This is a genomic window from Mycolicibacterium sichuanense, from assembly GCF_033741125.1.
GTDB lineage: Bacteria > Actinomycetota > Actinomycetes > Mycobacteriales > Mycobacteriaceae > Mycobacterium.
In genome coordinates this window covers 647,658-669,493 of the sequence record NZ_JAWQPU010000002.1, presented here as the reverse complement: position 1 = coordinate 669,493, position 21,836 = coordinate 647,658, and the positions used below count along the sequence as shown (strand labels likewise).

The window sequence follows — 21,836 nt, the reverse complement described above, 5'->3', positions numbered from 1 at the left end:
AGCCATGGACTTCATCTGGTGCTAATGAAGCTATAGTCTTCATATGCAGAAGGTGAAGTCGGATCCTTCATCGAAGGCGACGTTGATCGGTGACGTGGTGGCGTCGCGGAGTTCCGCCGACCGCCGCGCCCTGCACCGCGGGCTGACGGCGGCCCTCGCCGACGTCGCCGGCGGCGCCATCGACCGTCCAGCATTCACGGTCGGCGACGAGTTCCAGGGCAGCTACCCCACGGTCGGGGCCGCGATCTCCGCCGCGTTCACGCTGCGGCTCGCGGTCGCGCCAGGCATCGACGTCCGCTTCGGCATCGGCTGGGGCGAGACCACGGTGCTCGACGCCGACTCGGGCATCCAGGACGGGCCTGGATGGTGGGCGGCGCGCGAGGCGATCGAGTGGACCGCGGCCACCCAGCAGCAGGCGACGTTGGCGCTGGTCCGCACTTCCTATCGGACGGCAGACCCGGCCGGTCCACCGGCGGAGGCGATCAACGCGGCCCTGATGTGTCGGGACCATCTGCTTGGATCCCTCGATGACAGGTCCGTCCGCATTCTGAGAGGTCTCGTGCAGCAGCGATCGAAACGCGAACTCGCCGCCGAGGAGGGAATCAGCGCGTCGGCGGTATCGCAGCGCTCGGCTCGCGACGGGCTCGACCTCATCGTCGCGGCGTCTCGGCGACTGGCGGAGATCCGATGAGCGCGCTGGCCGTGCTTCTGATCGCGGTCGGGATCGGCGACGTGTGCCGTCGCCTGGCGGACAACCGGTGGGTGGCCCCGGTGGTCGCCGTCGCGACGGTCGTGGCGTGTGCGCTGCTCGGTGGGCTGTGGCACGCCGGTGACGTCGTCCTGCTCGTCGGCGCGGCGGCGGCCGGCGTCGCGTGGTTGCTGCTGTGCGATCGCGTCGAGCGGACCGGGCAGCGACACGTCACGCCCCTGGTGGTGCTGGGCGGGGCTGCGGTGGCGTTGATCCTGTCGTCCGGCCTCGGCTCCGACGTCCACGGGGCGATCGCCCGCTGGCTCACCTGGGCCGGGCAACCGGTCGACACCGACGCCAACCGGTTGCTGATGGTCGTCGGCGTCATGCTGGCCCAACTGGCGACGGGCAATGAGCTGGTGCGCCTGGTGCTCGGATCGGTGGGCGCCGTGCGGCCGGCGGGCCAACCTCAGGCCTCCGATCAGCTCAAGGGCGGCCGGCTGCTCGGACCCATGGAGCGCGTGCTGATCGTCGGGCTGGGCCTGGCCGGGCAGCTGACCATGGCGTCGGCGGTGGTGGCGGCCAAGAGCATCATCCGGTTCCCGGAGATCAGCGCCAACCGCGGCGATAAGGGCGACTCCACACGCGTCGGCATCGACGACGTCACCGAGTACTTCCTGGTGGGCAGCTTCGCCAGCTGGATCGTGGCGTTCGGCGGCTTGGCGCTCGTCCACTGAGCCGCGCGAGTGTGAATCTCACGACGCCAAACCTCGATGATCCGTCGCCAGTTTCACGATCGCGGGGACGGCCGCGCCACGCTCGCGCAAGGCCGCCTCGACCCGTGCCACGTACGTCGGCCGGCGGTGCCGCAGGAGGTCCCGGCTCACACGGATGATCACCCAGCCCAGCGCGGCCAGCTCGAACTGCTTGTCGATGTCACGCTGCCGAACCGCCGGATCGGTCCAGTGCTGCGCCCCGTCGTACTCGATGCCCACCTTCGACTCGCCGTACGCCATGTCGAGCCGTGCAATGAACTCGCCGTAACGGCCGAGGACGCGAAACTGGGTTTGCGGGCGAGGCAGACCCGCGTCGACGAGAGCCAGCCGGGCCACTGTCTCCTGCGGCGACTCGGCGCCGCCGTCGACCAGCGGGAGGATGCTCCTCAGCCGCCGGGCGCCCCGCGCTCCCGGGTGGTGGGCGGCGACGCGTTGCACGTCGCCGACTGTCAGCCGGGTCGCATTCGCAAGGGCGTCGAGCCGTTGCACGGCCAGCACCCGGGCCGCGGTATGCCGCCCGATGTCGAAAGCCGTGCGGGCCGGCGTGGTGGCCCGCATCCCCCCGACACACTGCACCTCCTCTGCGGCAAGCGATTCGGTCCGTACGACGAGCAGTTCCGGCGGTCTGCGGTTGTCGTGGATGAGCTCGGCCGGTCGAGCACCGTCGATCCACTTGACGCCCAGCATCGCGGCCGCCGACGACCCAGCCAGGACGCCGCGTCGTCCCGACCACAGCCACGCCGCCACGGCGCGTTGACGAGCGGTCGGGTCGATGCCGCGCGGCACGTACACACCCGGATAGAGCGCGACGAAGGACTTCCGCATCGCACGCTCGGAGATGGCGCCGCGCGCCACGACTTCGGCACCGATGAACGGCCACGGGAGTTCGGTCATGGCCGCATCCTTGCGGCCGACACCGACCAGATGGCCTGCCACTCAGGCATTCATCCACGAGCGCGAGTGTGAATCTGACGACGAGATTGGGCTGAAGTCGTCGCCAGATTCACACTCGGCGCTAGAGACGCTCGATGATCGTGACGTTCGCGGTGCCGCCGCCCTCGCACATCGTCTGCAGGCCGTAGCGACCACCCGTGCGCTCCAGCGTGTTCAGCATCGTCGTGAAGAGCTTGGCGCCGGTGGCTCCCAGCGGATGACCCAGCGCGATCGCGCCACCGCTCGGGTTGACCTTGGCGTAGTCGGCCTTGGTCTCCTGCAGCCACGCCATCACCACGGGGGCGAAGGCCTCGTTGATCTCGACGGTGTCGATGTCGTCGATCGACAGGCCGGTCTTCTCCAGCGCGTACTGCGTCGCCGGGATGGGGCCGGTCAGCATCAGCACCGGGTCCGCACCGCGGGCGCTCACGTGATGGATGCGGGCGCGCGGCGTCAACCCGTGCTCGGCGACGGCCTGCTCGGAGGCAAGCAGCACCGCGCTGGCGCCATCGGAGATCTGACTGGCCATCGCCGCGGTCAACCGACCACCCTCGACGAGGGTCTTGAGGCCGGCCATCTTCTCCAGCGAGGTGTCCCGCGGACCCTCGTCGGTGACGAATCCCGCCCCATCGATCTGAACGGGGATGATCTCGTTCTCGAAGTAGCCGGCGCGGATGGCCTCCTGCGCGCGTTGGTGACTCGTCAGGGCGTACTGCTCCATCTCCTCTCGGGAGATGTTCCACCGCTCCGCGATCAGCTCAGAGCCACGGAACTGCGAGATCTCCTGATCGCCGTAGCGGTGCAGCCAGCTCTTCGACTCGTTGGTGGGCGAGGTGAAGCCGAACTGCTCGCCAACGATCATTGCCGAGCTGATCGGAATCTGGCTCATGTTCTGCATGCCACCGGCCACGATGAGGTCCGCCGTTCCGGACATGATCGCTTGAGCGCCAAAGGAAATGGCCTGCTGACTGGAACCGCACTGCCGGTCGACGGTGACACCGGGCACCTCTTCGGGGAAGCCGGCGGCCAGCCAGGAGAGCCGGGCGATGTTGCCCGCCTGCCCGCCGATGGCGTCGACGCAGCCGGCGATCACGTCGGTGACGGCACCGGGGTCGACGTCGTTGCGGTCGAATAGCCCCCGCCAGGCAGCCGCCCCGAGGTCGACGGGATGAACGCCCGCGAGCGATCCGTTGCGCTTGCCGACTGCGGTGCGAACGGCATCGATGACGTACGCCTGCGCCATGATCAATCTCCTTCGGTGGTGATTCCGCCAAGAACGATGGCGAGGTATTGCCGCCCGACCTGCTCGGCCGTCAGAGGCCCACCGGGTTGGTACCAGCGGACCGACACCCAGGTGGTGTCCCGGATGAAGCGATAGACGAGGTCGACGTCCAGATCGGGCCGAAAGCGCCCTTCGGCGACGCCCTGCTTGAGGATGTCCACCCACATCGTCCGCTGCTGACGGTTGCGCTCATCGACGAACCCGAACTGCGGCAGCGATGAAAGTCGTTTGGCCTCATCCTGATAGATGACGACCTGGGCGTGACGGTGCTCGATGGCCTCGAACGACGCCATGAACAGACCCTCGACGCGCTTGAGCGGATCGGTCTCGGTCTCGACGATCTCCTGGTATCTGCCGAACAACCAATCGAGGAAGTCCCGCAGCACCTCCTCGACCATCTGCTCCTTGGACTTGAAGTGGTGATAGAGGCTGCCGGAGAGGATTCCCGCGGAATCGGCGATGTCGCGGACGGTGGTGGCCCGCAGTCCGCGCTCGGCGAACATCGCCGCGGCGAGGTCGAGCAACTCGTCACGGCGACTCGGAAGCGCCCTGTCCACCAGACGAGAGTATCAACCAAGCGCTTGCTTGGCCAGTCGTGGGTCCACCCGGACGTCAGGCGCGCTGACTGGAGACCGAAATTACCTCACCGGTGAGGTAGCTGGAGTAATCGCTGGCGAGGAACGCCATGGTGGCCGCCACCTCCCACGGCTCGGCCGCCCGGCCGAAGGCCTCGTCCCCGGCAAGCCGGTCCAGCAGCTCCGAGCTGCTGGTCTTCTCCAGGAACTCGTGCCGCGCGATGCTGGGTGACACGGCATTGATCCGCACCCCGTACTCGACGGCTTCGATTGCGCTGCAACGGGTTAGCGCCATCACCCCGGCCTTCGCCGCGGCATAGTGAGACTGCGAGTGCTGCGCGCGCCAACCGAGCACGCTCGCGTTGTTGACGATCACGCCGCCGTGCCCGGCATCGCGGAAGTACCGCAGCGCGGCCCGGGTTGCCCGCATCACGGAGGTCAGCGTCACGTTCAGGACGCGATCCCACTCCTCGTCGGTCATGTCGATCACCGGCGTCTGCCCGCCGAGACCGGCGTTGTTGATCAGGACGTCCAGCCGGCCCATCGAGGCCACCGAGTCGGTGATCAGTGCGTCGACGGCCGCGGTGGACGTCACGTCGCAGACCACCGATTCGACCCGACCAAGGCCGAGTCCGGCGAGCTCGTCCCTGGTCTCCCCGAGGCGCCGCTCGTGGAAGTCCGACACCACGACGTCGGCCCCCTCGGCCAGCGCGCGCCGGGCCGCCGACGATCCGATGCCCGTGCCCGCAGCGGCCGTCACCAGGACGACCTTGCCCGTGAGCAGCCCGTGCCCCTCGACTTCCTTCGGTGCGATGGAAAGATCCACTAGCCCTTCACCTCTCGAGGCAGACCGAGCACGCGCTCGGAGATGACGTTGCGCTGAATCTCGTTCGAACCGCCGTAGATGGTGTCCGAGCGCGAGAACAGGTAGAGCCGTTGCCATTCGTCGAATTCGCCACCGTCGAGCAGCAGCCCCGCCTTACCCCGGACCTCCATCGCGATCTCACCGAGCTCGCGATGCCAGTTGGCCCACAACAACTTCGACACCGAGTCCTGCCCGGGACGCTCCACGTCCATCGTCGCCAGCGCGTAGGATCGCATCCGCTGCAGACCCACCCACGACCTGGTCAGTCTCTCCCGGATCACCGGATCGTCGATCGCCCCGGCGTTCTTGGCGAGGTCGACGATGCCGGAAAGCTCACGCGCATAGCGGATCTGTTGTCCGAGCGTGGATACGCCCCGCTCGAAGGTGAGGGTGCCCATCGCCACGCGCCAGCCGTCCCCCGGCTCACCGACCACCAGGGAGGCGTCAGTACGGGCGTCGTCGAAGAAGACCTCGTTGAACTCGGAGTCACCGGTCAGCTGGACGATCGGGCGGATCTCGACGCCGGGCTGGTCCAGCGGCACCAGCAGATAGGACAGGCCGGCGTGGCGCTTGGCGCCCCTCTCGGTGCGCGCGATCACGAAGCACCACTGCGCCCAGTGCGCCAGCGACGTCCACACCTTCTGTCCGTTGATGACCCATTCGTCACCGACGAGCTCGGCGGTCGTGGCTACGTTGGCGAGGTCGCTACCCGCGCCCGGCTCGGAGTACCCCTGACTCCACAGCTCGGTGACGTCGAGGATCCTCGGCAGAAAGCGTTGCTGCTGCTCGGGCGTGCCATAGGCAATGAGGGTCGGGCCCAACAGCTCCTCACCCAGGTGATTGACCTTGTCGGGGGCGTTGGCGAGGGCGTACTCCTCGTAGAAGGCGACGCGGTGGGCCACCGAGAGTCCACGGCCGCCGTGTTCCTCGGGCCAGCCCAGGCAGGTCAATCCGGCCGCGGCGAGATGCTGGTTCCACGCGCGACGTTCGTCGAACGCCTCATGCTCACGACCCGGTCCGCCGAGACCCTTCAGCGCCGCGAATTCGCCGACCAGATTGTCGGCGAGCCATTGCCGGACCTCGGCCCGGAATTCCTGGACCTCTATCACCCCTGTAGGCTAACCTACCAAGCACTTGCTTTGTTAGAGGGAGTCGATGATGCCCCATCCGAGGACCATTCCCGGGGTCCTGGACCGGATCAGCGACGAATTCTCCGACCATCCCGCACTCGTCACCGAAGACCGGAGCCTCACCTACGCCGAGCTGAGGACCGAGGTGCGACGAGCCGCCGCGGCGATGATCACCCTCGGCGTGCAGGCCGGTGACCGCGTCGCCATCTGGTCCCCCAACACGTGGCACTGGGTGGTCGCCTGCCTGGCCACCCACTACGCCGGCGCCGTCGTGGTGCCGCTCAATACGCGCTACACCGCCAGCGAGGCGACCGACATCCTCGCCCGCACCCAAACCCCGCTGCTGATCGGGATGGGCCGCTTCCTCGGCACCGATCGGACCGCCGAACTCGACCGGGCCGCACTGCCCGCGCTGCGGCACGTGGTGCGGGTACCGATCGAAGAGTCCGACGGCACGTGGGACGAGTTCATCGCGCGCGGAACCGATCTCGATGCGGCCGACGCGCGAGCCGCCGCGGTCACGCCGGACGACGTGTCGGACGTCCTGTTCACCTCCGGGACCACCGGGCGCAGCAAGGGCGTGCTGTGCGCGCACCGGCAGTCACTCGACGCCCCCGCCGCGTGGGCCGCCTGCGGCGAGCTCACCAGCGCCGACCGCTACCTCTGCATCAACCCGTTCTTCCACAACTTCGGCTACAAGGCCGGGATCCTGGCGTGCCTTCAGACCGGCGCGACGCTGATCCCGCAGCTCACCTTCGATCCCGAGCAGGCCATGCAGGCGGTACAGGACCAGCGCATCACCGTGCTGCCCGGCCCGCCCACCATCTATCAGACCCTGCTCGACCACCCCAAGCGCGTCGACTACGACCTAACCTCATTGCGATTCGCGGTAACCGGCGCGGCCGTAGTGCCGGTGGTGTTGATCGAGCGGATGCAGGGCGAACTCGACATCGACATCGTCCTGACGGCCTACGGTCTCACGGAGGCAAGCGGATTCGGCACCATGTGCCGGGCCGACGACGACGCGGTAACGGTCGCGACGACGTGCGGCCGGCCGATCGCGGACTTCGAGTTGCGGATCGACGGGGCCGATGAGGGCGAGGTGCTGCTGCGCGGCCCGAACGTGATGCTGGGGTATCTCGACGACCCCGAGGCGACCGCGGCGGCCATCGACGCCGATGGATGGCTGCACACCGGTGACGTCGGAAGGCTCGACGCCAGGGGCAACCTGAGCATCACCGACCGCCTCAAGGACATGTACATCTGCGGCGGGTTCAACGTCTATCCGGCCGAGATCGAGCAGGTGCTGGCGCGCCTGGACGGGGTCGCCGACAGCGCCGTGATCGGCGTACCCGACGCGCGACTCGGCGAGGTTGGCAAGGCGTTCGTCGTCCGCAAGCCTGGCTCCGAGCTCGACGAGGCGACGGTGATCGCCCACGCCCGCGAGCACCTGGCCAACTTCAAGACCCCGCGCTCGGTCGTCTTCCTGGACGTGCTGCCCCGCAACTCTGGCGGGAAAGTACTCAAACCTCAACTGCGAGAGCTGAAGTGATGGATCTAACGTTCGACGATGCCACCGAGGGATTCCGCACCGAAGTCCGCGACTTCCTGGCGGCCAACCGGTCGCACTTCCCGACGAAGTCCTACGACACCGCCGAGGGATTCGAGCAGCACCGGCGCTGGGACCGGGTGCTGTTCGACGCCGGACTGTCGGTGATCGCCTGGCCGCAGAAGTACGGCGGTCGCGACGCGACACTGCTGCAGTGGATCGTGTTCGAAGAGGAGTACTTTCGCGCAGGAGCGCCGGGACGCGCCAGCGCCAACGGCACCTCGATGCTGGGCCCCACGCTGTTCGCCCACGGCACCGAGGAGCAGCGGATGCGCGTGCTGCCCAAGATGGCCAGCGGTGAGGAGATCTGGGCGCAGGCCTGGTCGGAGCCCGACTCCGGCAGCGACCTGGCATCGCTGCGCTCGACGGCCACCAGGACCGATGGCGGCTGGAAGCTCAACGGCCAGAAGATCTGGAGTTCGCGGGCGCCGTTCGGCGACAGGGCCTTCGGGCTGTTCCGCTCCGACCCGGCTGCTCAGCGGCACAAGGGCCTGACCTACTTCATGTTCGATCTGCGGGCCGAGGGCGTCACGGTGCGGCCGATAGCCCAGCTCGGCGGTGACACCGGCTTCGGGGAGGTCTTCCTCGACGACGTCTTCGTGCCGGACGACGACGTCATCGGTGCGGTCGACGACGGCTGGCGGGCGGCGATGAGCACGTCGAGCAATGAACGCGGCATGTCGCTGCGCAGCCCGGCCCGGTTCCTGGCTCCCGCCGAGAGGCTGGTCGCGGCATGGCAATCCCACCGCGACCCCGCCTACGCCGATCGGGTCGCCGACGCGTGGATCAAGGCCCAGGCCTACCGGTTGCACACCTTTGGCACGGTGACGCGCCTGGCCGGCGGCGGTGAGCTCGGCGCCGAGTCGTCGGTGACCAAGGTGTTCTGGTCCGATCTCGACGTCGACCTGCACCAGACCGCCCTCGATCTTCGCGGCGCCGACGCCGAACTCGCCGACGACGCCTGGACCGACGGTCTGCTGTTTGCGCTCGGCGGCCCGATCTACGCCGGCACCAACGAGATTCAGCGCAACATCATCGCCGAGCGACTGCTGGGTCTGCCTCGGGAGCCGAAATGAGAGTTCAACGTGCACTTTGATCTAGACGCATCGCAACGCGACTTCGCCGCCAGCATCGACGGTGCACTCACCGCCGCCGACGTACCCGCCGCCATTCGCGCCTGGTCCACCGGTGACACCGGACCCGGCCGCAAGGTGTGGGCCACGCTGGCCGACCTCGGGGTGACGGCGCTGGCCGTGCCGGAGGACTACGACGGCATCGGCGCCCATCCGGTCGACCTGGTGGTGGCAGCCGAGCGCCTTGGCCGCTTCGGCGTACCGGGTCCTGTGACCGAGTCGATCGCCGTCGCGCCGATCCTGCTCGCCGGCGACGACCGCGGCGCGGCCCTGGCCTCTGGCGAGCTGGTCGCCACCGTCGCGATGCCACCGCACGTCCCCCGCGCCGTGGACGCCGACACGGCGGGGCTGATCCTGCTGGCCGTCGATGGCGGGGTCCGCGACGGACGCGCGGGCGAGCAGCATCGGTCGGTCGACCCGGCCCGGCGGCTCTTCGACGTGACCGGCTCCGGCGCCGTGCAGAAGACCGACACGGCAACGGCTTTCGAGTTCGGTGCGCTCGCCACCGCCGCGCAGCTGATCGGCGCCGCCCAGGCGATGCTCGACGGCTCGGTCGAGTATGCCAAGCAGCGCAGTCAGTTCGGCCGCATCATCGGCTCGTACCAGGCCGTCAAGCATCGGCTCGCCGACGTGCACATCGCCGTCGACCTGGCCAGGCCGCTGGTCTACGGTGCCGCCCTTTCACTCGGGGACGCATCCCCCAACACCGCCCGCGACGTCAGTGCCGCCAAGGCCGCCGCCGGTGACGCCGCACTGCTGGCCGCGCGGACCTCACTTCAGGTGCACGGCGCGATCGGTTACACCCAGGAGCACGACCTGTCGCTGTTGCTACTGCGGGTGCAGGCGCTGCGGTCGGCCTGGGGCGACCCGACGTGGCACCGCCGTCGCGTCCTGGAGGCCTTGGCGTCATGAGCGAAGAACGGGAGATGTTGCGCGACACCGTCGCATCGATCGTCGAGAAGCACGCGTCGTCCGAGGCGGTGCGGCGTGCGATGGAGTCCGAGCGCGGGTACGACGAGTCGTTGTGGACGCTGCTGTGCGAGCAGGTCGGTGCGGCCGCCCTCGTCATCCCAGAGGAACTGGGCGGGGCCGGTGGTGAATTGGCCGACGCCGCCGTCGTCATCGAGACGCTGGGGCGCGCCCTGGTTCCCACCCCCCTGCTGGGGACGACGCTCGCCGAGCTCGCGCTGCTGGCGGCCGAGGAGCCCGACGCCGGTGCCCTGGCGGGGCTGGCCGAGGGCACCTCGATCGGCACCGTCGTCTTCGATCCGGGTTTCGTGCTCAACGGTGACGTCGCCGACGTCGTCGTCACCGCCGAGGACGGTCGCCTGAGCCGGTGGACCAACGTGTCGGTCGACCCCGTCGTGACGATGGACCCGACACGGCGATTGGCCCGGCTCTCGGGCGGCGACGTCGCGGCGATCGGGCCGGACCCGGGGCTCGCCGACCTCGCCGCCATCCTGCTGGCGGCCGAACAGATCGGTGCTGCGTCAAGGTGTCTCGACCTGACCGTCGCCTACACGAAGGAGCGGGTGCAGTTCGGCCGCCCGATCGGCAGCTTCCAGGCGCTCAAGCATCGGATGGCCGATCTCTACGTCCTGGTGCAGTCGGCGCGGGCGGTGGTCGACGACGCGGTCGCCGAGCCGTCGCCCAGCTCGGCCGCCCTGGCCCGAGTGCTGGCCAGCGAGGCATTCGGCGCCGTCGCCGCCGAGGCCATCCAGATGCACGGTGGTGTCGCCATCACCTGGGAGTACGACATCCAGCTCTACTTCAAGCGGGCGCACGGCAGCGCCCAGCTGCTCGGGCCGCCGCGGGACTATCTGCGTCGGCTCGAGTCCGAGGTGCTCTGACCTGTCGGTCGTCCGTGGCAGAATCGAACTCATGTTCGATGATGGCGAAGCCGGCGCGCGCGATGAAGCCGCGCTGATCTCGCGGATCTCTGCGCTCGAGCTCTCGAAGTCGGCCGCCGCGGCCGAGCAGGCGGTGTTGACCGCCGAGCTCGACAGCAAGCGGCGCGCTCGCGAGACCGCCCGCGGGGTCCCCCCGTCCAAGCGCGGCAAGGGCCTGGCCGGCGAGATCGCACTGGCACGCCGGGATTCACCCCACCGCGGGGGCCGTCACCTAGGTTTCGCGCGTGCACTGGTCCACGAGATGCCCCACACCTTGGCCGCGTTGAAGGCTGGGCTGCTCTCCGAATGGCGGGCCACGCTGATCGTGCGGGAGTCGGCCTGCCTGACCGTCGAGGATCGCCGCGAACTGGATGTCAGGATGTGCGCCGATCAAGGCGCCCTGGAAGGCAAGGGCGACAAGCGGATCGAAGCCGATGCGAAGACGATCGCCTACGAACTGGATCCTCGTGCCGTCGTCGACCGTGTGGCGCGCGCCGAGACCGAGCGCCGCGTCGGCATCAGACCAGCACCGGACACGATGACCTGGGTGACGGCGCTTCTTCCGATGGCGCAGGGCGTTTCGGTCTACGCCTGCCTCTCGAGGGCCGCAACCGCCAACGGTGACGGACGCAGCCGGAGCCAGGTCATGGCCGACACCCTGGTCGAACGCATCACGGGTCGACCCGCCGAGGTTGCGACTCCAGTCGCCGTCGAACTCGTCATCACCGATGAGACGCTGCTCGGTGGCGACCCGGCCCCAGCGCGGGTACCGGGGTATGGGCCGATCCCCGCCGTGATCGCCTGCCGGCTGGCCGCCGACGCCGCCACCGACGAACGCTCCAGGGCCACCGTGCGCCGCCTGTACCGCCACCCCACCTCGGGTGCGCTGATCGCGATGGAATCGAGAGCCCGGTTGTTCCCGAAGGGAATGGCCCGCTACATCGCGGTCCGCGACGACACGTGCCGTACCCCCTACTGCGACGCGCCGATCCGGCACGCCGACCACGCCACCCCCAATGCCCGCGGTGGGCCGACGAGCATGATGAACGGCCTTGGGGAATGCGAGGCCTGCAACTACGCCAAGGAGGCTCCCGGTTGGCGGGTGCATACCTGGTGTGACGCCGATGGGCTGCACACCGCTGACTTCATCACTCCTACCGGTGACCGTCACCGATCCAAGGCGCCGCCTCTCCTCGGTGATCTGGTCCCCATCAAGGCCAGCGGTATCGAGATCCGTCTCGGCGACCGACTCGCTGGGCACCACGCCGCGTGATCAAGGTTCCACTGACCCGCTAGCGTGGCTGGCATGAGCGATCGCGTCGCGTTGCGTGCCGGCATCCCGCCGTTCTACGTGATGGACGTGTGGCTCGCGGCCGCCGAGCGCCAGCGCACCCATGGTGACCTGGTCAACCTGTCCGCCGGTCAACCGAGCGCCCAGGCACCCGCCCCAGTCCGCGCCGCGGCGACCACCGCGCTGGCCGAGCATGACTTGGGATACACCGTCGCACTAGGCATTCCGGAGCTGCGCGAGGCGATCGCGGACTTCCATCTGGCACGCTACGGCGTGACCGTCCAGCCTGAGGACGTCGTCGTCACCACGGGCTCGACCGGCGGCTTCCTGCTCGCCTTCCTCGCCTGCTTCGACGTCGGCGACCGCGTCGTCGTCCCCAGCCCCGGTTATCCCTGCTACCGCAACATCCTGGCGGCGCTGGGCTGCGAGGTCGTCGAGCTGCCGTGCGGCCCCGATACCCGCTTCCAGCCGACGGTCGAGATGATCGCGGCAATCGAGCCACCGGTCAGGGGCGTGGTGCTCGCCAGTCCGGCCAATCCGACCGGCACCGTCATCGCTGCGGGTGACCTGGCCGAGATCGCCACCTGGTGCGAGACCCAGGGTGTTCAGCTGGTGAGCGACGAGATCTATCACGGGCTGGTGTATCCGGGTGCGCCTGAGACCAGTTGCGCGTGGGAGACCTCACGCGAAGCCATTGTGGTGAACAGCTTTTCGAAGTACTTCGCGATGACCGGATGGCGGCTGGGATGGCTGCTGGTGCCGCCTGCGCTGCATCGCGCGGTCGACCGGTTGACGGGCAACTTCTCCATCTGCCCGCCGACACTTCCGCAGCTGGCGGCGGTCGCGGCCTTCGACCCGAAATCGATCGCCGAGGCCGACGCGCTGGTCGAGGGATACGCCGTCAACCGCGAGATGCTGCTGCGCGGCCTTCCCGAGATCGGCCTCCCCCGGCTGGCCCCCGCCGATGGCGCCTTCTACGTCTACGCCGACGTGTCCGAGTATTCGACGGACTCGCTGGACTTCTGCGCCCGACTGCTCGCCGACACCGGGGTGGCGATTGCACCCGGGATCGACTTCGACACCGTGCACGGTGGCGGGTACGTGCGAATGTCGTTCGCCGGAGCCACGACCGACATTGCCGAGGCGTTGACGCGCCTCGGGCCCTGGCTCACCGCGCAGCGGTGACTCGCTACCGCGCGCTCCAGCCGCCGTCCATCGTGTAGGACGCCCCGGTCACCATGCCCGCGTTCGGCGATGCGAGCCACCCGACCAGCGAGGCCACCTCCTCGGGTTCGACCAGTCGCTTGATCGCACTCTCCGACAGCAGGATCTGTTCGAGCACCTGCTGCTCGGGAATGCCGTGGGCGTGCGCCTGATCGCCAATCTGCTTGGTCACCAAGGGCGTTCGCACGTAACCGGGATTGATGCAGTTGCTGGTCACGCCCTTCGGACCACCTTCGAGCGCGGTGACCTTCGACAGTCCCTCGAGCGCGTGCTTGGCGGTGACGTAGGCGACCTTGAACTCCGAGGCCCGCAACCCGTGCACCGACGAGACGTTCACGACCCTGCCGAAGCCCTCGTCGTACATGTGCGGCAGCGCGGCGCGGATCAACAGAAATGGCGCCTCCACCATCAGTGCCTGCATGGCACGAAAGCGACCCGGGTCGAACTCGGGGATGGCCGCCACGGTCTGAATGCCCGCGTTGTTGACGAGGATGTCGCAGTCGAGCCGTAGGTCCTCCAGCCCGGCGACGTCGAGAAGATCTACGGCCCAGGCAGTTCCACCGATCTCCTCGGCCAGCGACTTGGCAGCCACGTCGTCGACGTCGGCGACGGTCACGTCGGCACCCCGGCCCGCGAGTTCCCTTGCGCATGCCGCACCGATGCCGCTGGCTCCGCCGGTGACGAGGGCGGTGCGCCCGCTCAGGTCCTTCATCCGACCGCGGCCCGACGCTCGGCATCGATCTCGTCGGCGTCGACGACGTCGAGCGCCTTGAGGTCGATGCCCTTGGTCTCGCGACTGAACACGACCGCCACCAGGGTGACCGCGCACGCCGCCGCCAGGTACAGCGCAATCGGCACCGACGAGTCATAGACCTCGAGCAGCTTGACCGCGATGATCGGCGCCAGCGAACCCGCGACGATCGAGGTGACCTGATAGCCAAGGGACACCCCGGAATACCGCATCCTGGTCGGGAACATCTCGGCCATCAGGGCCGGCTGCGGTGCGTACATGATGGCGTGGATCACCAGCCCGATGGTGACCGCCGCGGTGACGACGACGTAGTTGCCACTGTTCATCATCGGGAAGGCGAAGAAGCCCCACGTGGCACCCAGCGCCGCACCGGTGAAGTACACCGGGCGCCTGCCGAAGTGGTCGGCGAGCTTGCCCACCAACGGAATCACCGCGAAGTGCACCGCGTGCGCGACGAGCAGGTACCAGAGGATCGAGCTGGTGTCGGCCCCAACCTGCACCTTGAGGTAGGTGATGGAGAACGTGACGACCAGGTAGTACATGATGTTCTCGCCAAAGCGCAGGCCCATCGCGGTGAAGACGCCCCGCGGGTACCGCTTGAGCACCTCCAGCACGCTGAAGGACGTGGCCTTGACGCGTTCGGCTTCGCGCTGGGCCTCGACGAAGATCGGCGCGTCGGTCACCTTGGTCCTGATGTAGTACCCGATGAGCACCACCACGGCCGACAGCCAGAACGCCACCCGCCAGCCCCAGGACAGGAACGCGGCGTCCGACAGCGTCGTGGTGAGCACCAGCAGCACGATGGTGGCGAGCAGGTTGCCCGCCGGCACCCCAGCTTGCGGCCAGCTGGCCCAGAACCCGCGCTCTCGATTGGGGCTGTGCTCGGCCACCAGCAGGACCGCTCCGCCCCACTCCCCGCCGACGGCGAATCCCTGGATGAACCTCAGCGTCACCAGCAGCGCCGGTGCCCAGTAGCCGATCTGGCCGAACGTCGGAAGACAGCCCATCAGGAAGGTGGCGGCACCGACCAGCAGCAGGCTGAACTGCAGCAGCTTCTTGCGGCCGTACTTGTCGCCGTAGTGCCCGAAGACCACCCCGCCCAGCGGGCGGGCGATGAAGCCGACCGCATAGGTGACGAAGGCCGCGAGGATGGCGTCGAGGTCGCTCGTCGACGGGGCGAAGAAGACCTTGCTGAACACGAGCGTGGCCGCGGTGCCGTAGAGGAAGAACTCGTACCACTCGACGACCGTGCCCGCCATCGAGGCGGCGACGACCCGTCGCAACCCCGTCGGAATCGGTTTGCCCATCGGACTCTCCCTCCACGCCTCACACGAAAGACGCATTGTGACGCGCCCCACACCCGGTTCTGAGTATTCCTGCACCTCGACTTACACCGCAATGGCCAACGGTGCAGCACGGCTCTGCAAAAATGCAGATATGCCCGAGACGCCCAAGCTCAGCGCCGACGACCTGCTGGTCCTGCTGGCGGTCGGCCGCTCCGGGCGCTTCGTCACCGCCGCCGACGAACTGGGCCTCAACCACACCACCATCTCCCGGCGCATCGCCGCGCTGGAACAGTCGGTGGGGGGCAGGCTGCTGGCCCGCGCCGCCGGCGGGTGGGAACTCACGGAGCTCGGTAGGGAGGCGCTCGCAGCCGCCGAGGCCGTCGAGGCCGCCCTGCGTTCCCTGACCGGACCGGCCGGATCGCGGGAGCTGGAGGGCGTGGTGCGAATGTCGGCCACCGACGGATTCAGCGCCTACATCGCCGCCCCGGCGGCCGCTCGCGTGCGGCAACGCCACCCCGGCGTCACCGTCGAGATCGTCGCCGCCACGCGGCGGGCCACCCAGCACCGATCGGGACTGGACATCGAGGTCGTCGTCGGTGAACCACAGGTCCACCGCGCCGAGGCCGCCCGGCTCGGCGACTACCGCCTGGGCCTCTACGGCTCCCGTGAGTACCTGGACCGCAACGGCGTACCGTCCTCGCGAGCCCAGTTGGCCCGCCACCCGCTGGTCTACTTCATCGACTCGATGCTGCAGGTCGACGATCTCGACCTGGCCAGGACCTTCGCCCCCGGCATGCGGGAGTCGGTCACCTCCACCAACGTCTTCGTCCACGTCGAGGCCACGCGCGCGGCCGCCGGCCTGGGGCTGCTGCCGTGCTTCATGGCCGACCGGCACGACGACCTGGTGCGCGTCCTGCCCGGCGAGGTCGGCCTGCTGCTGACCTACTGGCTGGTGGCGCGCACCGAAACCCTGCGCAGACCCGAGGTCGCCGCACTGACCGCGGCCATCCGGGCGCGGATGGCAGACCAGCGCGACGCGCTCCTGGGAATTGGTTCCTGAGCACACCCGGCGGGTAACCGACCCTCGTGCACTTCGTCCAGAGCGGATCCGGAAAACCACTGCTGCTCGTCCACGGCATCTCCAACCTGCGCAACTGGGATCCGATCGTCCCGGCCCTCGCCCGGCACCGCACCGTGCTGGCGGTCGACCTCCCTGGTTTCGGGCAGACCCCGCCGCTCACCGGCGAGGTCACGGTGGCCACCCTGACCGATGCCGTCTCGGGGTTCATCGCCGAACACGAGCTGGGCGACGTCGACGTCGTCGGGAGTTCGATGGGCGCGCGGATGGCGCTGGAGTTGGCGCGACGCGGCCACCGCGGCAACGTGGTCGCCTTGGATCCCGGGGGATTCTGGACCGATCGCCAGGTCAAGATCTTCGGCGCGACCGTCGGGCCCTCGCTCGCCCTGGTCAAGCGCATCCAACCGCTCCTGCCCGCGGTGACGGGCACGGCACTCGGTCGCACCGCGCTGCTGCTGCAGTTCTCGGCCGCGCCGTGGAAGCTCGACCGCGACCTGGTCCTGCGCGAGCTGCGCAACTTCGCCTCGTCGCCGAGCCTCGACGCGGCCGTGCACGCGCTGGTTCACGGACCCAAGCAGGAGGGCGCACCGGCCGGCTCGCTCACCGGACGCGTCGTCATCGGGTGGGGACGCAAGGATCGCGTGACGCCACCCAGCGAGGCCCGGCGGGCAATCCAGCTCTTCCCCGACGCGACCCTGCACTGGTTCTCCGACTGCGGCCACTTCCCGCACTGGGACCAGCCCGAGCAGACGATCCAGTTGATCCTCGACACCATCGAGGATCGCTGAGTGGAATTCTTGCGGGACGTCCGCCCGCCTGCTGAAGTCTGCACATGCCATTCCTCGACACCGAAGACGGCCGGGCGTACTACCGCCACTGGGCCGCCGAGAACCCCCGGGCCGCAATCATCTTCCTGCACGGCTTCGGTGAGCACACGGGCCTCTACCACCGCTACGGCTTCGCCCTCAACGCGGCGGGCATCGACCTGTGGGCCGTCGACCAGTTCGGCCACGGCCTGACCCCCGGCGAGCGGGGTGACTTCCGGTCACTGGAGGCCAGCATCGGCCTGGCCGACCGCCTCGCCGAGTTGGCGGCCGCCGAGACGCCGGACCTTCCGTTCGTCGCGCAGGGACATTCCTTCGGCGCGGCGGCGACGCTGTGGAAACTGCTGGACGGCCCGCAGACCGCTGCCGGCCCCTATCGCGCCGCAGTGGTCTCCGGCGCGCCACTGGTCCCGGTGCCCGGGCTCGTCGACGCCGACTCGACGTTCGAGATCGCCCCCACCCAGTTGTCGGCCGATCCCTTCTACCTCGACGCCATCGAGAACGATCCGCTGGCCTTCGTCGACGCCGACGGCGGGCCACTGGCGCGGGAGCTGGACCGCGTGTGGGACGGCCTCGGCGCGCGGCTGCCCGGCCTGACCGTGGCGGCGCTGGCGGTGCACGGCGAGAACGATCCGATCGCCCCCGTCGGCGCCGTGCGGGCCTACGCCGAGCAGATCGAGGCGCTGTCGCTGGTCGAGATCCCCGGCGGCGGTCACGACATCCTCAATGACGTCACCCACCGCGAGATCGCCTCGCGAATCAGCACATTCGTGCTGGATCGGCTGTGAACATCGATTGAGCAGCCAAGACTTCGTTCATCCACAGCGGTTGTGCACAGTGTGGATGAATTACACGCGTGTGTTTCCCCCCCGCCCGGTGAGCTATAGCCAGGTGTCGGCGGTGGTGGAGGTGAGGAAGGCGTCGAGGTCGTCGCGCCACTGCGCGGGCGTCGTCTTGTCCGGCTCGATGCCGGTGTACTCCCCGCGGTAGAACAGCAGCGGGCGCGGCTTGGTCTTCGGCACCTCCGACAAGGAGTGCACCGCCCCGAACACCACGAAGTGGTCGCCGCCGTCGTGCACGGAGGCCACCGTGCAGTCGATGTGAGCGAGCGTCCCGCCGATCACCGGCGAACCGAGTGGCGACGGACTCCAGTCGACCCCGGCGAACTTGTCGGGCTCCCTGGAGCCGAAGCGCGCGGACACGTCCTTCTGGTTCTCGTGCAGCACGTTGACGCAGAACTTCCCGCTGGCCTCGATCGCCTGCCATGACCGGGACACCTTGGTGGGGCAGAACAGCACCATGGGCGGGTCGAGGGACAGGGCGGCGAACGACTGGCAGGCGAAGCCGACGGGCACGTCGTCGTGCACGGTGGTGATGATGGTGATGCCGGTACAGAACTGGCCGAGCACGTGGCGGAACGTGCGCGAATCGATGGCCTGCGCACTCATCGCCGGGATGCCTACTTGAAGCCGACGCTGAAGTCGTGGCCCCACAGGCTGACTGCGGTGCTCTCTCGTGCCACCCAACCGTTGTCCTCGACTTCGAGTCCCTCACAACCGAATTCGACGTCGAATCCGCCCGGGGTCTTCATGTAGAACGAGAGCATCTTGTCGTTGACGTGCCGGCCAAGGGTCGCCGACATCGGCACCTTGCGACGCAGCGCGCGATCCAGGCAGAGGCCGACGTCGTCGCTGCCCTCCACCTCCATCATCAAGTGCACGATGCCGCTGGGCGTCTCCCCCGGCATGAACGCCAGACTGTGATGGCGCGGGTTGACCCCGAAGAATCGCAGCCACGCCGGGGGATCGCCCGCCTCGCGGCCGACGAGCTGCGGCGGCAGCCGCATCGAGTCACGCAGTTTGAAGCCGAGCACGTCGCGGTAGAAGTGCAGCGACTCGGCGTCGTCGCGGGTGGTCAGGACCACGTGGCCCAGCCCCTGCTCCTCGGTGACGAACTTGTGCCCGTAGGGGCTGACGACCCGGCGGTGCTCGAGTGCCACACCGTGGAACACCTCCAGGGTGTTGCCGGACGGGTCGTCGAACACGATCATCTCGTCGACTCTGCGGTCGGCGAGTTCGGTGGCGGTCGCCTCCTTGTACGGCGTGCCCTCCAGGTCCAGGCGGCTCCGGATGTCCTGCAGCCCTTCGGCGTTGGCGGTCTCCCAACCGGACTGCAGCAACCGGTCCCGCTCACCGGGGACGACGATCAGGCGGGCCGGGAATTCGTCCATCCTCAGGTAGAGCGCACCATCGGTGGCACCCTTGCCCTCCACCATGCCGAGCACCTTGAGCGCGTACTCGCGCCAGGCCGCGACGTCGGTGGCCTCGAGCCGCAGATATCCCAGTGACCGAATGCTCATGCGCGTGCCTCCTTCGACTCGCTCAGGAAGTCGACGGTCAGCTCGTTGAACTCGTCGAACTTCTCCAGTTGCGCCCAGTGCCCACACTGGCCGAAGACGTGCAGTTGGGCCCGGGGGATCTGCTTGAGCGCCACCAGGGCGCCGTCGAGCGGGTTCACCCGATCCTCCCGGCCCCAGATCAGCAGCGTCGGCTGGCGCAGCTTGTATACGTCACGCCACATCATGCCGAGCTCGAAGTCGGCCCCCGCGAATGACTTTCCCATCGCCCTGGCCGCGGCTAGCGACTCGGGCTGGCTGGCGATCGCGAAGCGCTCGTCGATCAGTTCCTCGGTGACGAGCTTCTGGTCGTAGACCATGATGCGCAGGAACTTCTCCATGTTCTCGCGCGTCGGGTGCTGGGTGAACCGGCCGAGCAACTTGACGCCCTCGGTGGGATCCGGGGCGAACAGGTTAACGCTCAGCCCGCCGGGACCCATCAGCACCAGCCGGCCGGCCCGCTTGGGATTGTCGAGGGCGAAGCGCACCGCGGTGCCGCCGCCGAGCGAGTTGCCCACCAGCGCAGCGCGTTCGATGCCGAGGTGGTCGAACAGGTTCAGCAGCGCAGTGCCGCTATAGCGGTTGTACTGCTCGTGTTCGGTGTGCTTGTCCGACAGTCCGTAGCCGGGCTGATCGACGGCAAGCACGTGGAAGTGACGGGCCAGCACTGCGATGTTCTTCGAGAAGTTCGACCAGCTCGAAGCGCCCGGCCCGCCACCGTGCAGCAGCACGACGGTCTGCGGATTGCCAACGCCCGCTTCGTGATAGTGCAACCGCATGTCCTCGCGGACCTGCGCGAAGCGAGAGGTCGACTCGAAGGTGACCTCCTGCTGGTTCGCGACTTCCTTGGCGAACGACGTCATCAGACCATCGTGTCCGCAGGCGGCAGGCCGAACGCCTCGTTTCCGAAGATCAGGTACGCCCGCTCCGGCTCGTTGGCGGCGTGCACCCGGCCGGCGTGGGCATCGCGCCAGAAGCGTTGCACCGGCTTGTCGATCTCCAGCGCCGTGGCACCGGACGCCTCGAACAGCAGGTCGATGGACGAGATCGCGCGGGCCGTGGCGCGCACCTGGTCGCGACGTGCCCGGGCCCGCAGCTCGAACGGAATCTCCTTGCCCGCCTCGAGTAGCGCGTACTCGTCACCGACGTTGCCGATCAGCTGACGCCAGCCGGCATCGATGTCACTGGCGGCCTCGGCGATGCGCACCTTGGCGAATGGATCGTCCTTGGACTTCTCGCCGGCGAAGGCGGCCCGCACGCGCTTGCCCTGATGCTCGACGTGGGCGTCATAGGCTCCGTAGGCCATGCCCATGATGGGCGCGGTGATGGTGGTGGGATGCATTGTGCCCCAAGGCATCTTGTACACCGGTGCGGTGTTGTTCGCCAGACCGCCCGCGGTGCGGTCGTTCATGGACTTGTAGGACAGGAACCGATGGCGGGGCACGAACACGTCCTTGACGACGACGGTGTTGCTGCCGGTGCCCTTCAGGCCGACCACGTGCCACACGTCGTCGATCCGGTACTCGCTGCGAGGAATCAGGAAGCTGCCGAAGTCGACGGGCTTGCCGTCCTTGATGACCGGCCCGCCAAGGAAGGCCCAGGTCGCGTGGTCACACCCGGAGGACCACTGCCAGGCGCCGCTGACGAGGTAGCCGCCGTCCACCACGACGCCCGCACCCATCGGGGCATACGACGACGACACCCGCACCGTCGGGTCCTCGCCCCATACCTCTTCCTGCGCTTGCTGATCGAACAGGGCGAGGTGCCAGTTGTGCACCCCGATGATCGAGCTCACCCAGCCGGTCGAGCCGCAGGCGCTGCCGAGCCGGCGGACCGCCTCGTAGAAGAAGGTCGGGTCGCACTGCAGGCCGCCCCACTGCTCGGGCTGCAGCAGCTTGAAGAAGCCGGCGGCGTCGAGGTCGGCGATCGTCTCGTCGGGAATGCGGCGCAAATCCTCGGCGGCCTGGGCCCGCTTGCTGATCAGCGGAAGCAAATCGTCGATGCCAGCTAGTACCGACTGCACGTCTCGTTGTTCAATGGACGTCACTGGGTGCCTCCGGACGGTGTGGGCCGATATGGGGATCTAGACAAAGATTAGAACACGTTA

22 protein-coding genes are annotated in these 21,836 nt (G+C 68.4%); 11 read left to right on the top strand and 11 right to left on the bottom strand.

The genetic code is table 11. From position 1 onward, the window contains the following. Positions 1 to 43: 43 nt before the first annotated feature. Positions 44 to 691 (top strand): SatD family protein, encoded by a 648-nt coding sequence (locus SBI80_RS10085; RefSeq protein ID WP_318974310.1) that lies wholly within the window; start codon positions 44 to 46, stop codon positions 689 to 691. After that, positions 688 to 1,425: a hypothetical protein gene (locus SBI80_RS10080; protein WP_318974309.1), complete on the top strand. Its 738-nt coding sequence runs from the start codon at positions 688 to 690 to the stop codon at positions 1,423 to 1,425. The genes SBI80_RS10085 and SBI80_RS10080 overlap by 4 nt, the downstream gene beginning before the upstream one ends. A gap of 18 nt (positions 1,426 to 1,443) precedes the next feature. Here SBI80_RS10080 and SBI80_RS10075 read toward each other — a convergent pair whose 3' ends face one another. The 5 genes from SBI80_RS10075 to ipdE1 all read right to left on the bottom strand — a co-directional run bounded on the left by SBI80_RS10075 (position 1,444) and on the right by ipdE1 (position 6,228). Then, a complete protein-coding gene (locus SBI80_RS10075) occupies positions 1,444 to 2,358 on the bottom strand; it encodes an endonuclease domain-containing protein (protein ID WP_318974308.1) in 915 nt (304 codons plus the stop codon). Between the two features lie 121 nt (positions 2,359 to 2,479). Beyond that, positions 2,480 to 3,640 carry a steroid 3-ketoacyl-CoA thiolase FadA6 gene (gene fadA6, locus SBI80_RS10070; protein WP_318974307.1) on the bottom strand — a complete coding sequence of 387 codons (1,161 nt, stop codon included), beginning with the start codon at positions 3,638 to 3,640 and terminating at the stop codon, positions 2,480 to 2,482. A gap of 2 nt (positions 3,641 to 3,642) precedes the next feature. Next, complete coding sequence (kstR2, locus tag SBI80_RS10065) at positions 3,643 to 4,236, bottom strand: TetR family transcriptional regulator KstR2 (protein ID WP_318974306.1); 594 nt, start codon at positions 4,234 to 4,236, stop codon at positions 3,643 to 3,645. A 55-nt stretch (positions 4,237 to 4,291) separates the two neighbouring features. Next, the gene (gene ipdF / locus SBI80_RS10060; protein ID WP_318974305.1) at positions 4,292 to 5,080 is read right to left on the bottom strand and encodes a (5R,7aS)-5-hydroxy-7a-methyl-1-oxo-2,3,5,6,7,7a-hexahydro-1H-indene-carboxyl-CoA reductase; all 789 of its coding nucleotides are present in this window, start codon (positions 5,078 to 5,080) and stop codon (positions 4,292 to 4,294) included. After that, positions 5,080 to 6,228: an acyl-CoA dehydrogenase IpdE1 gene (ipdE1, locus tag SBI80_RS10055; RefSeq protein WP_318974304.1), complete on the bottom strand. Its 1,149-nt coding sequence runs from the start codon at positions 6,226 to 6,228 to the stop codon at positions 5,080 to 5,082. Before ipdE1 ends, ipdF begins: the two co-directional genes overlap by 1 nt. 46 nt (positions 6,229 to 6,274) lie before the next feature. On the opposite strand from ipdE1, the gene fadD3 reads away from it, so the two are divergent. Genes fadD3 through SBI80_RS10025 form a run of 6 tightly spaced genes read left to right on the top strand, consistent with a single transcriptional unit; the run spans position 6,275 to position 13,356 of the window. Continuing rightward, complete coding sequence (gene fadD3, locus SBI80_RS10050) at positions 6,275 to 7,801, top strand: 3-((3aS,4S,7aS)-7a-methyl-1,5-dioxo-octahydro-1H-inden-4-yl)propanoate--CoA ligase FadD3 (RefSeq protein WP_318974303.1); 1,527 nt, start codon at positions 6,275 to 6,277, stop codon at positions 7,799 to 7,801. Then, positions 7,801 to 8,934, top strand: a complete 1,134-nt coding sequence (locus tag SBI80_RS10045; RefSeq protein ID WP_318974302.1) for an acyl-CoA dehydrogenase family protein — start codon at positions 7,801 to 7,803, stop codon at positions 8,932 to 8,934. Before fadD3 ends, SBI80_RS10045 begins: the two co-directional genes overlap by 1 nt. Positions 8,935 to 8,943: 9 nt before the next feature. Continuing rightward, positions 8,944 to 9,903, top strand: coding sequence for an acyl-CoA dehydrogenase family protein (locus SBI80_RS10040; RefSeq protein ID WP_318974301.1), 960 nt, complete (start codon positions 8,944 to 8,946; stop codon positions 9,901 to 9,903). Next, on the top strand, positions 9,900 to 10,841 hold the full coding sequence (gene ipdE2, locus SBI80_RS10035; protein ID WP_318974300.1) for an acyl-CoA dehydrogenase IpdE2: 942 nt from the start codon (positions 9,900 to 9,902) through the stop codon (positions 10,839 to 10,841). Before SBI80_RS10040 ends, ipdE2 begins: the two co-directional genes overlap by 4 nt. Before the next feature lie 31 nt (positions 10,842 to 10,872). Beyond that, complete coding sequence (locus SBI80_RS10030; RefSeq protein ID WP_318974299.1) at positions 10,873 to 12,153, top strand: HNH endonuclease; 1,281 nt, start codon at positions 10,873 to 10,875, stop codon at positions 12,151 to 12,153. Positions 12,154 to 12,186: 33 nt separating this feature from the next. Then, positions 12,187 to 13,356, top strand: a complete 1,170-nt coding sequence (locus tag SBI80_RS10025) for a pyridoxal phosphate-dependent aminotransferase (protein WP_318974298.1) — start codon at positions 12,187 to 12,189, stop codon at positions 13,354 to 13,356. A 4-nt stretch (positions 13,357 to 13,360) separates the two neighbouring features. On the opposite strand, the gene SBI80_RS10020 is transcribed toward SBI80_RS10025, so the two are convergent. Further along, entirely contained in the window at positions 13,361 to 14,107 is a 747-nt protein-coding gene (locus tag SBI80_RS10020) for a 3-hydroxybutyrate dehydrogenase (protein WP_318974297.1), read from the bottom strand. After that, a complete protein-coding gene (locus SBI80_RS10015; protein WP_318974296.1) occupies positions 14,104 to 15,453 on the bottom strand; it encodes an MFS transporter in 1,350 nt (449 codons plus the stop codon). The genes SBI80_RS10020 and SBI80_RS10015 overlap by 4 nt, the downstream gene beginning before the upstream one ends. Before the next feature lie 91 nt (positions 15,454 to 15,544). On the opposite strand from SBI80_RS10015, the gene SBI80_RS10010 reads away from it, so the two are divergent. The 3 genes from SBI80_RS10010 to SBI80_RS10000 are packed head-to-tail and all read left to right on the top strand — an operon-like array spanning position 15,545 to position 18,122. Beyond that, on the top strand, positions 15,545 to 16,492 hold the full coding sequence (locus SBI80_RS10010) for a LysR family transcriptional regulator (protein WP_318974295.1): 948 nt from the start codon (positions 15,545 to 15,547) through the stop codon (positions 16,490 to 16,492). A gap of 26 nt (positions 16,493 to 16,518) precedes the next feature. After that, positions 16,519 to 17,298, top strand: a complete 780-nt coding sequence (locus SBI80_RS10005) for an alpha/beta fold hydrolase (protein WP_318974294.1) — start codon at positions 16,519 to 16,521, stop codon at positions 17,296 to 17,298. A 44-nt stretch (positions 17,299 to 17,342) separates the two neighbouring features. Continuing rightward, the gene (locus tag SBI80_RS10000; RefSeq protein ID WP_318974293.1) at positions 17,343 to 18,122 is read left to right on the top strand and encodes an alpha/beta hydrolase; all 780 of its coding nucleotides are present in this window, start codon (positions 17,343 to 17,345) and stop codon (positions 18,120 to 18,122) included. A gap of 93 nt (positions 18,123 to 18,215) precedes the next feature. Here the strand turns inward: SBI80_RS10000 and hsaB are convergent, their stop codons facing one another. Genes hsaB through hsaA form a run of 4 tightly spaced genes read right to left on the bottom strand, consistent with a single transcriptional unit; the run spans position 18,216 to position 21,776 of the window. Further along, the gene (gene hsaB / locus SBI80_RS09995; protein WP_318974292.1) at positions 18,216 to 18,782 is read right to left on the bottom strand and encodes a 3-hydroxy-9,10-secoandrosta-1,3,5(10)-triene-9,17-dione monooxygenase reductase subunit; all 567 of its coding nucleotides are present in this window, start codon (positions 18,780 to 18,782) and stop codon (positions 18,216 to 18,218) included. 11 nt (positions 18,783 to 18,793) lie between these two features. After that, a complete protein-coding gene (hsaC, locus tag SBI80_RS09990; RefSeq protein WP_318974291.1) occupies positions 18,794 to 19,693 on the bottom strand; it encodes an iron-dependent extradiol dioxygenase HsaC in 900 nt (299 codons plus the stop codon). After that, positions 19,690 to 20,592, bottom strand: a complete 903-nt coding sequence (gene hsaD, locus SBI80_RS09985; RefSeq protein ID WP_318974290.1) for a 4,5:9,10-diseco-3-hydroxy-5,9,17-trioxoandrosta-1(10),2-diene-4-oate hydrolase — start codon at positions 20,590 to 20,592, stop codon at positions 19,690 to 19,692. The genes hsaC and hsaD overlap by 4 nt, the downstream gene beginning before the upstream one ends. Beyond that, positions 20,592 to 21,776: a 3-hydroxy-9,10-secoandrosta-1,3,5(10)-triene-9,17-dione monooxygenase oxygenase subunit gene (gene hsaA, locus SBI80_RS09980; RefSeq protein WP_318974289.1), complete on the bottom strand. Its 1,185-nt coding sequence runs from the start codon at positions 21,774 to 21,776 to the stop codon at positions 20,592 to 20,594. The genes hsaD and hsaA overlap by 1 nt, the downstream gene beginning before the upstream one ends. Between the last annotated feature and the right edge of the window lie 60 nt (positions 21,777 to 21,836).

Bases quoted from the DNA above. Each gene is read 5' to 3' on its own strand.
- SBI80_RS10010 (WP_318974295.1), top strand. From the start codon at position 15,545: ATGGCCAACGGTGCAGCACGGCTCTGCAAAAATGCAGATATGCCCGAG.
- SBI80_RS10015 (WP_318974296.1), bottom strand. From the start codon at position 15,453: ATGGGCAAACCGATTCCGACGGGGTTGCGACGGGTCGTCGCCGCCTCG.
- SBI80_RS10025 (WP_318974298.1), top strand. From the start codon at position 12,187: ATGAGCGATCGCGTCGCGTTGCGTGCCGGCATCCCGCCGTTCTACGTG.
- SBI80_RS10020 (WP_318974297.1), bottom strand. From the start codon at position 14,107: ATGAAGGACCTGAGCGGGCGCACCGCCCTCGTCACCGGCGGAGCCAGC.
- fadD3 (WP_318974303.1), top strand. From the start codon at position 6,275: ATGATGCCCCATCCGAGGACCATTCCCGGGGTCCTGGACCGGATCAGC.
- SBI80_RS10085 (WP_318974310.1), top strand. From the start codon at position 44: ATGCAGAAGGTGAAGTCGGATCCTTCATCGAAGGCGACGTTGATCGGT.
- hsaC (WP_318974291.1), bottom strand. From the start codon at position 19,693: ATGAGCATTCGGTCACTGGGATATCTGCGGCTCGAGGCCACCGACGTC.
- SBI80_RS10080 (WP_318974309.1), top strand. From the start codon at position 688: ATGAGCGCGCTGGCCGTGCTTCTGATCGCGGTCGGGATCGGCGACGTG.
- SBI80_RS10000 (WP_318974293.1), top strand. From the start codon at position 17,343: ATGCCATTCCTCGACACCGAAGACGGCCGGGCGTACTACCGCCACTGG.
- hsaB (WP_318974292.1), bottom strand. From the start codon at position 18,782: ATGAGTGCGCAGGCCATCGATTCGCGCACGTTCCGCCACGTGCTCGGC.
- SBI80_RS10030 (WP_318974299.1), top strand. From the start codon at position 10,873: ATGTTCGATGATGGCGAAGCCGGCGCGCGCGATGAAGCCGCGCTGATC.
- fadA6 (WP_318974307.1), bottom strand. From the start codon at position 3,640: ATGGCGCAGGCGTACGTCATCGATGCCGTTCGCACCGCAGTCGGCAAG.
- hsaD (WP_318974290.1), bottom strand. From the start codon at position 20,592: ATGACGTCGTTCGCCAAGGAAGTCGCGAACCAGCAGGAGGTCACCTTC.
- SBI80_RS10045 (WP_318974302.1), top strand. From the start codon at position 7,801: ATGGATCTAACGTTCGACGATGCCACCGAGGGATTCCGCACCGAAGTC.
- SBI80_RS10075 (WP_318974308.1), bottom strand. From the start codon at position 2,358: ATGACCGAACTCCCGTGGCCGTTCATCGGTGCCGAAGTCGTGGCGCGC.
- ipdE2 (WP_318974300.1), top strand. From the start codon at position 9,900: ATGAGCGAAGAACGGGAGATGTTGCGCGACACCGTCGCATCGATCGTC.